The following is a 13982-nucleotide window of genomic DNA, read 5'->3' as shown; positions in this document are numbered from 1 at the left end:
TCTACGGCCAGTCTGGTTTAAAGTCTCTGCGTTTTATTAAATCATTAATGACCTTACTCGTAATTAAGACTGCCAATAGGCGTGGAATGCTTCATGAGATATCCGGTATAATTAAGGACTATACGAGCATTGAGTGGGTCTTCGTATCAATACCATCAGAGACAGAGAGAGTTATTGCAATGAGACTTAGCGATTCCCTACCAATAAGTGCCCTTGATAAATTAAGGAGTATTAATGGTGTTCATGATGTTTGGGCAAGCCATGAGGCGCCAATGGAGCTTGTGGGCTTTGATAAGGAGATTCTCAGGAGTATATTAATGCGTATGGTGCAAAGTGGTGGCGAGGTTCATGCATTCTTAACAAAGCTTGGTTATGAAATGGGTCTATCAATGGCAAGTACAATGCTTAGGACTAAGTATGAAATACCGACAAATGCAGCTATGAATAAGGTCCTTGAAACAGCCATAAACATGCTAGTTGTTATGAACCTTGCAAGGAGTATTGAGAATATAAACCTTAATCTAGAGAGAGGCGGTAATGTGGTCAGTATATCGTTAATAGAACCCTTTGACTTAGACGCCGGCCTACCATTCACTAGGGGCTATATACTCGGTTTAATGAAAATACTTCTTAAGTGTGATTGTAATCTTGACGCCATAATAAACAAATCCAAGGTTAACTTCTACATCAAGAGTAATAAGCCTGCGTAAGTATTAATTTATTTTTATAAATAATAAATAATACTTAAATACTGGGTGACGTAGGATCCTTGGTGAATCTTCTTGGAGAGTTGGGCTAAATCATTAATCGATATAATGAAGAGAAGCCTTGATTCTAATGGCCTGCCAATACCGATGGATAAATCCTACTGCACAGAATGGGCAAGTGGGTTGGGTATACCTAGGGGTGGTGATACGGTTATCTACACGTCATGCCTTTATCAAATGGCTCCGATGATTAATCAATTAGTGCCGTGGATAGAGAGGATTAGAGGAACACCATTGAGTGGATTAGCCAGCGTCCTATCTAGGTTTGCTGGTTTTGTGGTGAAACCTAATAGGGCTGATATTGATAGGGCCAATGGTATTCTTAGGAATATAGCAAGGGCATTACAGAGGGCTGGAATTAACTTTGGCTTTCTTTATGAGGATGAACCATACAGTGGTGCGTTACTATATGAAGTTGGTGCCGAGGATATTTTCAGGGAGTACTTTGAGAATACCGTACTTAAGACGTTTAGGAAGTATGGAGTTAAGAGGGTAATAACGATAGATCCACATACCCATAATGTACTGGTGAATGCGGCGCCCAATTACTTTAAGCTTGATTTTGAGGTCGTTAATTACCTAGACCTACTGAGAGGCATTAAAGTTAAGTCCAGGGTGAGGAGTGATGTGGTAATACATGACTCATGCCTATACGCAAGGTATCTGGGTAAGTACGATGTTTATAGATCAATACTTGACAATGCAGGTATTAAGCATATTGAGGACCCAGTAATAACTGGTAAGGAAACATCAACATGCTGTGGAGGACCACTTGAGTCACTTAGCCCTGAACTCTCGAGGAAGATTGCTAAGATTAGGATCGAGAAATTGGCTAAATTGTCGAAGACCGTGGTGACCGTATGCCCAATATGCCTGGCAAACCTTAGTAGAAATGCTGAGGGTGCTGTAGAGGTACTGGATATAAATGAGGTTATTGGGACCGAGTAGGTTTTAAATACCGACTCTTTAATCTAGTAATCATCAATGATGATGCGATGGCTGTTCAGACAATAATGACGAGTAAGGTGTTAGCTGAGACCCACCATTAAGGAAAGTGTTTTTATTCTGGTCTAAACTACGAGATTTTGATGAGCTTCACACCCGTGTATGAAAGGGATTTGGAGGTGCCAATAAAAATAAGTAAATCGGCCAACGATGATGCAAAGAGAAAGAGACTTGAGAGGTGGCCTAGGGAGGCTGGCTTATCGGTGCCTCTTGATGATTCTGGCACTAGTTTCATGCAGCTTGTTAAGTCGTTCTCCACGGACTATGGATTAACACCTGGTGAGAGAACATGGGATATTAAGGATGTAGGCGGTAAGTACAATATTAACATGGTTTGGAAGTTGATGAGGGGTAATGAGGAGAAGGGTTATGCCAGGGTTACTGGTGAAATACCGCTAACACCAACTGGCGAGGAGGGTAACAATGTTGTTTATACTGCGAGACTTAAGTACGTGATTGAAATAAGCAATGACGTGCTTAGTGAGAAGGCCACTGCAGAGAATGTTCCTGAGGTTAATTTATTCGGTTAGAGGCGGATAATTCATTAAAATGATTTTTAAAGTAATAATGAACGATGTACACAGTACCAACTAGGGAATTTGAGAGAAGACTAAACCTGCTTTATAGGGTAATGGATGAGAAGAAGCTGGATGCTGCCTACATAGTTAATCCAATAAACATTACGTACTTCATAGGGTTTTACTACCTACAAACAGAGAGACCGGCGGCCATAATTGTGCGTAGGAATGGCGATATTTACTTCTTTGGACCACTCCTTGAAAGCGACCATGTACTAAACCAGACAAAGTTCGTGAGTAGGGTGTATACATATAGGGATTACCCAGGTGAGGTACATCCGATGCGATTATTTGCTGATTGGCTTAAGGAACTTCGGTTGGATAGCTCCGCCATTGGTTATGATACATCGCCAGGCTATGTAGGTTATTGGGGATACAAAGGGCCAAGCCTAGCTGAACTTCTTCCTGGTGTTAAGTTCGTGAGCATATCAGACGATATTTACTCCATGAGGTTAATAAAGAGTGACGTGGAGATCGAATTACTTAGGGAAAGTGCTAAATGGTCAAATCTTGCTCATTCACTCCTTCAAGACTATACGGCACCTGGCATATATGACTACGAGGTATCACTGAGGGCTTCACTTGACGCTTCTATAATGATGAAGAAGGCCTTAGGGTCTGGGTATAAACCGGTGAGGTCTGAGTATCCTGCTTACGCGGGTTTTAGGGGTCAGGTTGGTGAGCATGGCGCCTATCCTCACTCAATAAGTGTTGAGAGACCGATTAAGGTTGGTGATGTGTTGGTGACAGGAGCCTCGGCAGATGTTGGTGGCTACATGGCGGAACTAGAAAGAAATCTCTTTGTTGGTAAGCCGAGTAATGATGTTATTAAGTACCATGAATTAATGCTTAAGCTTCAGGATGTTGCATTAAGTATTTTAAAATCTGGAGTCAAGGCTTCGGATGTTGATAAGGCCGTTATAAGGACTGCAAAGGAACTCGGCGTGACTGAATATTTGCTGCATCATAGTGGTCATGGGATTGGGTTAGAGGGTCATGAAGCGCCATTTTTGGATGCCGGTGATGATACTGTGCTTAGGCCTGGCATGGTTGTTACTGTTGAACCGGGTATATACATAAGGGGTCTTGGTGGTTTTAGGCATTCGGATACTGTCGTTATTCATGAGGATCATGTTGAGGTAATAACTTACTATCCAAGGGATACTGAATCACTTATGGTTGAGATTTAATTTTGGGTGAAGTATAAAAAGATAGTTTCATCTTTATCATGTGGATGCTAAGCAATTTCTAGCGTATACAGGTATGGTGGCTGCAGTACTTGCTTGGTTATTTATAATCATTAGTATAATTGTTAATCCATGGTTCGTTTTCACGAAAAACGCATTCAGTGATTTAGGAGGACCGCATGCTACTGATCCCTGGATTTACAATTATGGATTAATAATAACGTCAATATTTATTGTTCTATACTCAATAAACCTATTACTAATATCAAGAAACAAGGTTGAGAATTTCGCCTCAGCCTTCGTATTTGTGGCGGGTATATTCCTGGCACTAATAGGTATTTACCATGCTGGGACCCGACCGCATGTCTTTGTCTCAACCTGGTTCTTTGCCCAGATGGATATGGCATTAATTACGTGGGGGATTGGCTCATTAATGGCTAAAGATAGGGTGTTGGGCTCATTCTCATTAATTCTCGGTATCATAGCGCCAATAATAGCATTGATTGTTCCATGGCCATCTGCCGCTACGGAAGAAGCCTATGGAATAGCAGTAATAGATTCCTGGGTAACAGTAATGACCTATCTCGAGATTAGGCACGTGATTAAATGACCCATGGTATCACGTTAAAACATGTATCAGGAAAATCAAGATTATTCTTCTTCGCTTCATCTTATAACACTCAAGGCAATGAATCCTCAAATAAAATGAACACGAACACTAAATACCGCACTTAGCATTTAATCTTTTTAAGCTAATCATTATTAACTGCCTTAATGTCTGATGAGTGGTTGATTAAGGATATTAGGAGGGTGCTGGAGAAGGTCGAGGGTGTTGGGCTTGGTTTTAGAGCTCAAAGCTCTAGACTAATTATTGTGATCTTTTACGATTTATACTGCCCTGGCTGCGCATTGCTTGAGGACGAGGCTGGCGATTACTTACTCGAGCTTTTCAGGGAGGGTAAGGCATCGCTTTATTTCGTTGATTACCCAGTGCATAGGGGTGTTGAGAAGTTTCATGCGGCCTTTAGGTGCATTTACAAGAGGGATCCGTTGATTTTCCTGGAAGTTCTTAAGAGACACTATGAGGCTTACCTAAGCGGTAAATTAAAGGGTGAGGAGGCTATTACTGGAGCTAGTAATGATTGTATTAATGAGGAGCTTCAGAGAGTTATGGAGGCTAAGTCAATAGCTAAGGAACTAGGTGCGCCAGGAACACCAACAATAATAATTGGTAATCTGGTAAAGAATATTGGACAAGGAGTATTTGGCTATCCAGGACTTATGAAGTTTATGAAGATTATTGAGGAACTCTACATATATTAAACTACCTATATCAATTTATTTACGGCGAATACTAATGTTTGGTGAATACCTTCTCCTTACCTGCATTAAGGCAATCACTATTAGTGCATTACCCACGGCATTTATTGCCGTACCAATCTCCATAACCCTGGGAACCAATGTTAACCACATAATTACTGCAATTATCGATATTACCACCCCAATCCTACCTAGGTTATTCCTGAACTGATTACTAATTATGTAAGCACCGACATAACCTGACACTGATAGTCCGAGTGTTATACTTACGGCTATTAGGAATAGTAGGGCGGCCGCAACCTCGTTATTATATAGATAAAGTATGTAAGAAAAGGCCATTATTGGTATTACAATAAACATTACATACCTATAAATAGTTGATAATCTACAGGTACCCTTACTGATTATACAAACCCCACCCCAACCAAACATTGCCATGCCTATCCAAAGTATTGCTATTATCAATTGCAGTATATCGTAGATTATATCCGTAAAACCAATGAGCAATAGTAACTTTAGGGCTATGTCAAATATGAAACCATAAATTACTGCCGTTAATCCCTCATAAACACCCCTAACAATGCTCATTGTTGTTTAATGAATGGATCTTATTTTTAAGTGGATTGTTTATAGACTGAGGATTAGGTAATTAACTAAGTTCATTATTGGTTTTATTAGCCATGAGGGTGGTATTGTTGTTGACAGCACTATTATCGTAAACACTATTATCAAGCCCTCAGCCAAGCTACCCTTCCAACCAGTCCCTAACTCCCTGGCAAGTCTAACGTAGTATGGTACTGAGATCACTGAGTTTATGACAAGGAGAATAGCGAGCCATGTCAGGTTTCCATAAACTAGAGCTAGTATTATGTATAGCTTTGACCAGAAACCTAGAAGTGGTGGTGTGCCTATGAAGGCTAGCGATATTAACCAAGTACTCACGGCATTATTGCCCTTTGAAAATACTGTGTTAAAGAACCCCATTTTACCAACCGCATTCATGAACAACTGAAGTAATAAACCAACTAATGCTAATCCAAGTGTTATGCCCATTTCCTGGGCACCCATTATTGCCGCTGCAAAGGCTGACATTACGTAACCCATATTCGCTATTGATGAGTATGCCAATACCCTGGGGCTCTCTTTACTTGTTAATGCGCCTATGTTGCCTAGGAACATCGATATTACCGCGAAGGCACTGGCTATGTAGGCCAAGTAATAGGGTGATACCTTGTATAGTTCCATCGACGTTAGTGTTATCTTAACTGCAACAATGAATGGTGCTATCTTAGCTATTGATGCTATTATTGAGACAGGTATTGGATTACCGGCAGTGAATACGTCGGGAACCCACTCATGCATTGGTGCTACACCGACCTCGAGAGATAGACCAAGCAATAATAGGGAGAAACCTATTATGTATGTTATTAGTGATGGCCCTGAACTAATCATTATTGCTCCTACGAAGAATAGTACCGTGGCTATTATCATGTTGACCACGTACTTAACACCAACCTCAATGCTAATGCTTGGGTCGCCCATTAGGATTAATAAGTACGTTGGTGCTGAAACAAGCATTAGCGATAGTAGGACAAGGGCTAGGTCACTCGTGTATAGGGCTAGTACTGTGGCTATTATCATTATGGAAACAAGCATATAATCAACGCCTCTTATTGGCGAGTTTAACCTCATTAATGTGACCACACCCAGCGCTCCAATAATCACCAGGAAGGCTATGTAAGCCATTAGGTAAATGTTAGTTGTTATAAGGAGTATCACCATTGAAATTAATGGTGCTATCCATGAGTACTTCCTGGTCTCCTCACTAAGTAATGTTGGTGCCGTACCAACCACACTAATTATCGTCGCGGCAAGGAGAATGTATGTGTATGGTATGGACACTTCGCATCACCCTTAACCATGCGATTTAAGTATTACTCTTCGCCTCAACATACTGCTCCCCACCGGCCTTAATCTCCTCAACCCTAACGGACTTCCTAACCTTATCCATTGCCATTATCGCCGTTATTAATGTCATGAATTCCGTGGATGATGTCAATATTGTAACGATAAGAATACCGAAAGCCGCGATGGCATTCACGGCAAAAAACGGCACTAATGTTAGGAATATTGCGTTGAACATTAACTCCAGTGATATTAATACCCTAATTAAATCACTAGCCCTCAATGCGCTGTAGTAACCAATCATCAGTAATATTGATGCAAATCCATAGATTATCGCGGCATTCACCTCCATCGGCCACTCACCTCCAGGTAGTACATTATTAATCCAATCATTATGGCCATCAAGAGCGAGGACAATAATGCGATTAATAATATGCTGTCTGGTGTTGATGCGAAGCTTATTAATGATTGACTAGTGACTGGTACAACGTTATAGTTTGTCCATACTGAGGCAATGATTATGGTTGCTATGAATAACAACATTGGTAGTATCCAGGACTTACCAATACCGCCTCTGAACTCAATGCGCCTATACGTTGCAGCTAGGACTATTGTTATTGTTATTGTCGCCCCAACAAATACTAGGTATATTAGTATGAAACCATAGGTTATTCCAAATAAGCCGTAAACGGCACCAATGAGCCCCGTCGTTATTGCCAGGTATATCGCTGCGTATAGGTTGTCCTTGGTTACAGTGATACCTATGGCTGATAATACGGCGAAAACGCCAAGCGTTATTAATGCACCAATGTACGTGCTAACCATAGCAAGGAAGACATAACTCATGTATTTTTAAGTATAACCAATCGACATTCTACAAGTGTTTACTAAAGGATACAGAGCATCACAGTAATGCAAATTAAGCTGGTTCATAAGGTGTCTCGATGGGGCTAATACTGCTTTATACAGGGGATGGTAAGGGGAAGACAACGGCAGCCCTGGGATTAATGCTTAGGGCTATTGGTCATGACTACAGAGTAGTAATCGCCCACTTAATGAAGACCCTAATCTACAGGGGTGAGTACGTTGGTGAGTACTTGGCAATTAAGAAGTTCCTTAGTGGCTATGTTGATGTCTACTCACTAGATCCAGACCAGCATTTAACACCTAGAGATGTATTTAAGATAGCGCTGAGTAGGGCTATGGAGATTAAACCATTCCTACTAATTCTAGATGAGGTTAATAATGCAGTATCGAGTGGATACTTAACGGCAAGGGAGGCGATTGATGGTATTAAGTCATTACCACCCGAGGTTAATGTCGTATTAACAGGCAGAGACACACCCCATGAGTTTATGGAGTTGGCTGACTTAATAACTGTTATGGAAGCCAAGAGACACTACTTCGATAAGGGCGTGGTAGGTGTAAGGGGTCTTGAATGGTAATATTATTTAATTCCTTATCTGACCATTAATCAATGCCTATATTGAAGTTTCGGGACGATCGACCAACACTCATAGGAGTCGTACACTTGCCACCACTACCTGGCTCTATTAGGTATGGCGGTCTTGACATTAGCACGATAATAGACTTCGCCGTGAGAAATGCCAGGGTACTTGATGAGACTGGTTTTGATGCGATAATTCTCGAGAACTTCAATGACTATCCATTTAGGGTTAGGGTTAAAGAAACTGAAACAATTGCTTCGATGGCGATTATAGCACGAGAAGTGGTGAGAACCATGACAATACCTGTGGGTATAAACTTACTCAGGAACTCAGGACCTGAGGCAGTGGCCATAGCTGCTGTTACTGGTGCATCCTTCATTAGATCAAATGCATACTGCGAATCCATAGTTAGTGCCGAGGGTATAATCGAGCCTGTGTCCAGGGAAGTCCTTGAGGTAATGACCAGGCTTAACACTAAGGTCACGGTGCTCGCGGACATATTTGTCAAGCACGCAAGCCCACTGCACAGGATGACTGTTGAAGACGTGGCCAAGGACTGCGTGGAGAGGGCCCTGGCCGATGCACTGGTAGTCACTGGGCCAAGGACCGGGGAACCACCAGACCCGCTACTACTTAGGCGAGTCATAAAGTCCGTAAACACAAAGGTACTAGTTGGGAGCGGCATAAACCCAAATAACATAAACGACTACAGGGAGGCCCACGGTTTCATAGTAGGCACATACCTAAAGGACGAGGAGGGACAAATAGATCTCGCAAAGGCCAGGAACATAGTAAATGCAGTAAAGGCACTAGCAAGACCGTGAACAACATTCCTACGACCTAGGGAAGTCGTATTATCTGTCAAATCCTGGACTGAAAGAGCGGAGATAAGACTAATCTTACCTCCACTCTGCCTACCCAACCCTTAACCCCTAATAATCACCCAGGTCCTAAACCGTTTTTAATAGACAATTAATGGCTACTTACTTAAATCTAGTCCTTTAGTTATGCGTACTTAATAGCATTTCCTGCTAACTTAACGGGTGGGAAAGCACCAGTTATTCATTATAGCTTCATTAAAGCCTTGATATGACGTACAATAGTGATATCACGACTAGGTTCAGTATTGTGATTAGTAGTGTTGGCGCTGCGACTTCCATTCCAAGGCCCAGGCTCAGCCACATGTAGTATATAGCTATCATCGATATGCTCTCAACAAGGAGTATTGCTGATACCGAGAGTAGTATCCTGCCAATTTTCGTAAAACCAATCCCTAGGTAATTCCTGAATATTAATGCCACAATTACTGTCTGTGCAACTGCGGCGCCAATGTCTATGTACCATAGGTAATGCGTCATGACTTACCACCCCCTGCCTCCTCTTCATCAATGCCTATTATACTCATAACATCCTTAATAAGGTCCCACCTCTTTTCAAGTTTATCACTAATGAAGTATGGTGCCCCGTAACCCACGTCAAGCCTACTCACTAGCTCGTACCTCTCAAGGAGCTCCAGGTGGTAAATCACGGTCCTGTAATTCACGTTCAACGCCCTAGCCAGTTGGTGGGGATTCATGGGCTTCTTCTTAAGTAGTAGTAGGATTTTTAACCTCATTAAACCTCCGCGGGAACCGCCAAGCAACCAAATAAGTATTTTCTTCAAATCCTTCTCATACTCAACCATTAGATAGGCAGCATTACCTGTCAATGATTTATAAGTTTTAAGCATTAACGTGCATTAGGTGAATCAATTAATAAGGCAGTTGCGCATTTGGGATGTGGGCATTAATAATGAAATGGAAACTAAATTGTAATAACACTGCAATAGCCTCAATAATAACACCATGCTAAGTATTACCCAACTCACAGATAAAGTGGTGTAATTACGGTATATGATATACGAGGGTTATAATTGAGAAATAATGAATTTTAATTAAAATGCAACATACTCACTATGAATAGCCTCCTGATGAGTAGCTTGTTGACTGGCTCATTGACATCATGTTGCCGGTCATGTTTGTTAAGCCGTGTATTGGCGCCACGAATACCCATGGTACAGGCTTAACAAATACAACATTCACTATGTAGTCATCACCCACAAGCCATGAGTCTGCAAAGGCATAGTTACCACCAAGTAACGTTCCATCTGGTAACTCCGCATAACCTAGCCACGTCCATGATGCCGAAATCTTCGTGGGCATAATCATACTACTTGGGTTGTAGAAGGCCTGTGGTGGTAGGAAGGCAATGGTTATCACCGGCGTTGGGGAACCTGAAGCGTTTACGAAGGTGTATTCTGGGCTTATTTCATTATTTATTGCAAAGGCATAGGCAAAGATTGGCCAGTATATCATACCACTCTCATTTAGATAACTTGGGTTATAAACTGCTTGGTACACTAGGCTGAAGTTGTACGTATTGAGTATCTGACCATTTAGTGTCTTTACGTAGGTACCAGGTGGTATTATCGCCAGTAGGTTGCCCACCGCAACCGCGCCTCCCTGCGTCGCATTCACGATTATTGTGCCTATGCTGATGGGCACAAGCTCAGTCTCCATTGTTGTTACCTCGGTACTGTTTGGCGTGGTCTCGGAGGTGTACACTGTCATTGACATTGCGGACATTCCTGTGTATACGAATACCCAAGGCACTGGCTTGACGAATTGGTAATTCACGAATATGCCCGAGCCAACATAGACCCAGTTATCTGGGAAGGCATAGTGACCACTAATCAATGTACCGTTTGACTCCTCAGTGAATCCAAGCCATGTCCAAGTGGTCCACGTGCTCGGCATTCTAACAACGGTTATTATCGCCTGTGGTTTACCCTTCTGGTTAACGAATGTGTATCCTGGCGATACCTGCCCATTGACAGCGTAGGCGAAGGCATATATTGGTGGTGAACCTCCCATGCCCATCTCCATGGGTGTTGAACCAACATTCTCCAGTATATAGTCGATTATTGAGAATTGATATGTACTGAGAATCTGCCCGCTCGGTGTCTCTACATACGTGTCTGGCCTAATTACGGCTATTATATTGCCAAGCCTAACCGTGGCTCCCTGCGTTGCGTTCACTGTAATCGTGGCTTCACCGACAGGTATGAACTCTGGCTGCATCATGCCCATGCTTGAGTTAGACATGCCCTCCAGTGATTGGTACTGACCTTGTAGGCTCATGTATTGATTCTCAAGGTTTGTATAGTTCGTCACCAGGACTGAGTACTCGCTTTCCAGGGTTTGGTATTTACTCTGTAGCTGTTGGTATTGGTTTTGAAGTACCATGTATTTGCTAGCTATTGATGCCGTAGTTGAGTATAGGTAACCCACGTATCCCAGTCCTACCGCGAGTATTACCACCAGTATTACCAGTCCTATTGTTTGGGTGTTCATCGACTACGTACCCACGGTCTTATTTAACTCTATTTTTCGTAATCTCTTACAAATTCTTACCTAATTACTAAGTACTATTTAAATTAAGGAAAATCTTGGTCATTAAGTAACTAAATATGGTTATCGTTGAACAACAGACCTGACACAACCAGTGGTAGGGCTGTTTCTAGTTCCGTAGAGCTTTTAACTACTGGATTTGGATTTTAATGAATGATAAACATATCACTAGACATAGCTCTTAACTCCCTTTACGCCCAATGCATTCTCAAGCATCTTCTTCGCCGTGTAGTACCTCCTACAATCTGGGCATAGGTATAGCCACTCCGGGTCTCCCTTGATACCTAGCTTAATCTTCATAGTCATTATGTGTCTCCTCGTGTCGAAGGGCTTACCGCACATCCTACATGTGACTACCTCGTCATAGACCACGTCTGTGCTATCGCTCATCGGGAATTCCCTAGCCCTATTAATTGTTATTGCCTTCTCAGGGCATAACCTCGCGCAGTGGCCACAACCAATACACTTGAGACTGTTGAACTTAAGCACTGTCTTATTGCCATCCCTACCAACATCAAACGCCCTCTCAGGGCATTTAGCAAAGCACACCCCGCAGAATGAACACTTAACATCATCAATGTGAATACTAAATATCTTAAGTAATTCATTAGTAACACCTTTACTCCTCGGCCTAAGCCTTACCAATGCCTTAACATAGTCATTACGCCTAATACCCATGTAAATAATTCTCTCACTCAACGTTTCGTCAGTGGCCATCGACAATGCGTCATCCTTGGTAATACCCAGCTTAAACGACCCCATAAACGCGTTGATTAATCCCTTAGCATAGTCAGCACCGCCCAATTTACATGACTGGTCAGGACATTCAATACTTACTTCAAGGGATTTGGCAAGCGCCATTGCCACCCACTCAGGGCTAACGGCATCGACACATGGCACCCTGTAAATGTACTCGCCATTCCTAGGCTCCCTAGTATTCAATGGGCATGTGAATGTTATTCTTTTAATGCCCTTCACGTCATTTAACTTATTGAGTAGGGCTACGTACTCATTATCATCTGCGCCAACCATTGCCAGGGCACCTGTTGGGCACTTTGACACGCATAGACCGCACTCAATGCATGCATTCTCGTTAATGACAACCCTATTATTAACAATTGATGTTGCATTGGTTGGGCATGCATTAACGCAATCATTACATCCAAACCTAGCACTGCATGCGTTTTCGAAGTATGTGGGTACGTTCTTCTCAATGACCTTGACAACCCTACCTATCAATAACTCCCTCCTGCTGATGGGGCCCTCGATGGCGACCTCCCTCGTGCTTGTTCTCCTAGCCATTAACTGTGCCTTTAACGCCTCTAACTTCTCATCACTCGGCGACTTAAGTATGTAAATGTTCATTGGGTGCTTACCCTGGACATTGACACTACCTAACTTCCTAAGTACTATAATTATTGGACCATTATGCTCCCTAGCCCTATTCAATTCCTCATCACTTGGATCCTCAAGGATTAGTAATTTGCCCTCCTCACTTACCACCATAAACATCCCTCATAATCTTAATGACCTCCCTATCCTGAGTCATGAAATCCTTCGTGAAATTGAGCAGAAGCTTAAGGTAATCAGTCCTCACAAGCTTGAGTGATGTACTTACGAATATTGAGACCCAATTAATTAGGTGATTATTTATGAAGTAATCCTCTTCCTCAATATACCTAGTGGCATTACTCCAATCATCATATTCCTCATAGGCCAGGAAGCTCATGAAGGCAAACTCAACGGCAATGTGATCACTTCTCAAATCCCTAAATTCCTTATTCACGATAAGGTTATAATCTGCATAAATCCTCTTAAGCGATATCTCAGTGTTCATATCAAGATAACCAGTATGAGTGTAGCCCTCGTAGGGTATCGCCCCATAATCAATCCTAGTGAAGTCTACCTGTATTGGCGTTAATGCATTATAATCATTAATATCCTTAGCAATGTCTAACAACTTAATTAGGTTATTCATTGATGAGTAAAGTCTCGCCAGTGCCTCGGCAACATCCCTAACCCTACTAATCCTTGACTTAATTAACTTCTCAAAATCATTAAGCCTATACGGGTATATGTAGGATGAGGCTAGAAAGTCGTAAATAATAGAACGGGAAAATGCAAGTGATTTTAAAGCCTGAGGATCTAAGTTCTCCATATTAATCACGTGCCTTGACCCTTAGCATTACCTACACCACCACTGCAGTGACCGCCGGTTGGTTTAACGTTCTTCAGCTTCTGTAATAAGGCCATGGACTCACTATTCCTTGGCGGTGCATATGAAGAACTTAACCCTAGACTCAATAAAACTCTTAAGCATAAT

17 protein-coding genes are annotated in these 13982 nt (G+C 42.1%); 8 read left to right on the top strand and 9 right to left on the bottom strand.

Features of this window, described 5'->3' with window-relative positions; translation table 11 throughout:
• Positions 1-47: 47 nt before the first annotated feature.
• The 6 genes from ACP5L5_RS05880 (at position 48) to ACP5L5_RS05855 (ending at position 4860) form a co-directional block, all read left to right on the top strand.
• Entirely contained in the window at positions 48-710 is a 663-nt protein-coding gene (locus ACP5L5_RS05880) for a hypothetical protein (RefSeq protein ID WP_428762302.1), read from the top strand.
• Between the two features lie 72 nt (positions 711-782).
• Positions 783-1715 carry a heterodisulfide reductase-related iron-sulfur binding cluster gene (locus tag ACP5L5_RS05875; protein WP_428762300.1) on the top strand — a complete coding sequence of 311 codons (933 nt, stop codon included), beginning with the start codon at positions 783-785 and terminating at the stop codon, positions 1713-1715.
• A 140-nt stretch (positions 1716-1855) separates the two neighbouring features.
• Positions 1856-2302 (top strand): hypothetical protein, encoded by a 447-nt coding sequence (locus ACP5L5_RS05870; RefSeq protein WP_428762298.1) that lies wholly within the window; start codon positions 1856-1858, stop codon positions 2300-2302.
• A 44-nt stretch (positions 2303-2346) separates the two neighbouring features.
• Entirely contained in the window at positions 2347-3540 is a 1194-nt protein-coding gene (locus tag ACP5L5_RS05865) for a M24 family metallopeptidase (protein WP_428762296.1), read from the top strand.
• Positions 3541-3580: 40 nt separating this feature from the next.
• On the top strand, positions 3581-4147 hold the full coding sequence (locus ACP5L5_RS05860; RefSeq protein WP_428762294.1) for a DUF998 domain-containing protein: 567 nt from the start codon (positions 3581-3583) through the stop codon (positions 4145-4147).
• Positions 4148-4311: 164 nt separating this feature from the next.
• Entirely contained in the window at positions 4312-4860 is a 549-nt protein-coding gene (locus ACP5L5_RS05855; RefSeq protein ID WP_428762293.1) for a DsbA family protein, read from the top strand.
• Between the two features lie 15 nt (positions 4861-4875).
• Here the strand turns inward: ACP5L5_RS05855 and ACP5L5_RS05850 are convergent, their stop codons facing one another.
• Genes ACP5L5_RS05850 through ACP5L5_RS05835 form a run of 4 tightly spaced genes read right to left on the bottom strand, consistent with a single transcriptional unit; the run spans position 4876 to position 7587 of the window.
• Positions 4876-5445: a hypothetical protein gene (locus tag ACP5L5_RS05850; RefSeq protein WP_428762291.1), complete on the bottom strand. Its 570-nt coding sequence runs from the start codon at positions 5443-5445 to the stop codon at positions 4876-4878.
• Between the two features lie 39 nt (positions 5446-5484).
• Positions 5485-6759, bottom strand: coding sequence for a proton-conducting transporter membrane subunit (locus ACP5L5_RS05845; RefSeq protein ID WP_428762290.1), 1275 nt, complete (start codon positions 6757-6759; stop codon positions 5485-5487).
• 25 nt (positions 6760-6784) lie between these two features.
• Positions 6785-7114, bottom strand: a complete 330-nt coding sequence (locus tag ACP5L5_RS05840; RefSeq protein WP_048056830.1) for an NADH-quinone oxidoreductase subunit K — start codon at positions 7112-7114, stop codon at positions 6785-6787.
• A complete protein-coding gene (locus tag ACP5L5_RS05835) occupies positions 7105-7587 on the bottom strand; it encodes a hypothetical protein (protein ID WP_013603933.1) in 483 nt (160 codons plus the stop codon). Before ACP5L5_RS05835 ends, ACP5L5_RS05840 begins: the two co-directional genes overlap by 10 nt.
• Before the next feature lie 119 nt (positions 7588-7706).
• Between ACP5L5_RS05835 and ACP5L5_RS05830 the strand changes: the two genes are divergently transcribed.
• Positions 7707-8207: a cob(I)yrinic acid a,c-diamide adenosyltransferase gene (locus tag ACP5L5_RS05830; protein WP_428762288.1), complete on the top strand. Its 501-nt coding sequence runs from the start codon at positions 7707-7709 to the stop codon at positions 8205-8207.
• A 32-nt stretch (positions 8208-8239) separates the two neighbouring features.
• Positions 8240-9034 (top strand): BtpA/SgcQ family protein, encoded by a 795-nt coding sequence (locus ACP5L5_RS05825; protein WP_428762286.1) that lies wholly within the window; start codon positions 8240-8242, stop codon positions 9032-9034.
• 252 nt (positions 9035-9286) lie between these two features.
• On the opposite strand, the gene ACP5L5_RS05820 is transcribed toward ACP5L5_RS05825, so the two are convergent.
• The 5 genes from ACP5L5_RS05820 to ACP5L5_RS05800 form a co-directional block, all read right to left on the bottom strand.
• Positions 9287-9568, bottom strand: coding sequence for a hypothetical protein (locus ACP5L5_RS05820; protein ID WP_273302315.1), 282 nt, complete (start codon positions 9566-9568; stop codon positions 9287-9289).
• Positions 9565-9894: an ArsR family transcriptional regulator gene (locus ACP5L5_RS05815; protein ID WP_428762285.1), complete on the bottom strand. Its 330-nt coding sequence runs from the start codon at positions 9892-9894 to the stop codon at positions 9565-9567. The genes ACP5L5_RS05820 and ACP5L5_RS05815 overlap by 4 nt, the downstream gene beginning before the upstream one ends.
• Positions 9895-10162: 268 nt before the next feature.
• On the bottom strand, positions 10163-11602 hold the full coding sequence (locus ACP5L5_RS05810) for a hypothetical protein (protein WP_428762284.1): 1440 nt from the start codon (positions 11600-11602) through the stop codon (positions 10163-10165).
• 225 nt (positions 11603-11827) lie between these two features.
• Positions 11828-13165, bottom strand: a complete 1338-nt coding sequence (locus ACP5L5_RS05805) for a 4Fe-4S dicluster domain-containing protein (RefSeq protein WP_428762283.1) — start codon at positions 13163-13165, stop codon at positions 11828-11830.
• Positions 13152-13817: a TorD/DmsD family molecular chaperone gene (locus ACP5L5_RS05800; RefSeq protein WP_428762281.1), complete on the bottom strand. Its 666-nt coding sequence runs from the start codon at positions 13815-13817 to the stop codon at positions 13152-13154. Before ACP5L5_RS05800 ends, ACP5L5_RS05805 begins: the two co-directional genes overlap by 14 nt.
• Between the last annotated feature and the right edge of the window lie 165 nt (positions 13818-13982).

The organism is Vulcanisaeta sp. (assembly GCF_049966235.1).
GTDB classification, from domain to species: Archaea; Thermoproteota; Thermoprotei; order Thermoproteales; family Thermocladiaceae; genus Vulcanisaeta; species Vulcanisaeta moutnovskia.
The sequence above is the reverse complement of the archived record's forward strand: the minus strand, read 5'-3'. Positions and strand labels throughout refer to the sequence as shown.

Excerpts from the sequence above, each read along its gene's own strand:
- ACP5L5_RS05880 (WP_428762302.1), top strand. The coding sequence starts at position 48 with ATGACCTTACTCGTAATTAAGACTGCCAATAGGCGTGGAATGCTTCAT.
- ACP5L5_RS05870 (WP_428762298.1), top strand. The coding sequence starts at position 1,856 with ATGAGCTTCACACCCGTGTATGAAAGGGATTTGGAGGTGCCAATAAAA.
- ACP5L5_RS05865 (WP_428762296.1), top strand. The coding sequence starts at position 2,347 with ATGTACACAGTACCAACTAGGGAATTTGAGAGAAGACTAAACCTGCTT.
- ACP5L5_RS05855 (WP_428762293.1), top strand. The coding sequence starts at position 4,312 with ATGTCTGATGAGTGGTTGATTAAGGATATTAGGAGGGTGCTGGAGAAG.
- ACP5L5_RS05850 (WP_428762291.1), bottom strand. The coding sequence starts at position 5,445 with ATGAGCATTGTTAGGGGTGTTTATGAGGGATTAACGGCAGTAATTTAT.
- ACP5L5_RS05840 (WP_048056830.1), bottom strand. The coding sequence starts at position 7,114 with ATGGAGGTGAATGCCGCGATAATCTATGGATTTGCATCAATATTACTG.
- ACP5L5_RS05835 (WP_013603933.1), bottom strand. The coding sequence starts at position 7,587 with ATGGTTAGCACGTACATTGGTGCATTAATAACGCTTGGCGTTTTCGCC.
- ACP5L5_RS05830 (WP_428762288.1), top strand. The coding sequence starts at position 7,707 with ATGGGGCTAATACTGCTTTATACAGGGGATGGTAAGGGGAAGACAACG.
- ACP5L5_RS05825 (WP_428762286.1), top strand. The coding sequence starts at position 8,240 with ATGCCTATATTGAAGTTTCGGGACGATCGACCAACACTCATAGGAGTC.
- ACP5L5_RS05820 (WP_273302315.1), bottom strand. The coding sequence starts at position 9,568 with ATGACGCATTACCTATGGTACATAGACATTGGCGCCGCAGTTGCACAG.
- ACP5L5_RS05815 (WP_428762285.1), bottom strand. The coding sequence starts at position 9,894 with ATGGTTGAGTATGAGAAGGATTTGAAGAAAATACTTATTTGGTTGCTT.
- ACP5L5_RS05810 (WP_428762284.1), bottom strand. The coding sequence starts at position 11,602 with ATGAACACCCAAACAATAGGACTGGTAATACTGGTGGTAATACTCGCG.
- ACP5L5_RS05805 (WP_428762283.1), bottom strand. The coding sequence starts at position 13,165 with ATGGTGGTAAGTGAGGAGGGCAAATTACTAATCCTTGAGGATCCAAGT.
- ACP5L5_RS05800 (WP_428762281.1), bottom strand. The coding sequence starts at position 13,817 with ATGGAGAACTTAGATCCTCAGGCTTTAAAATCACTTGCATTTTCCCGT.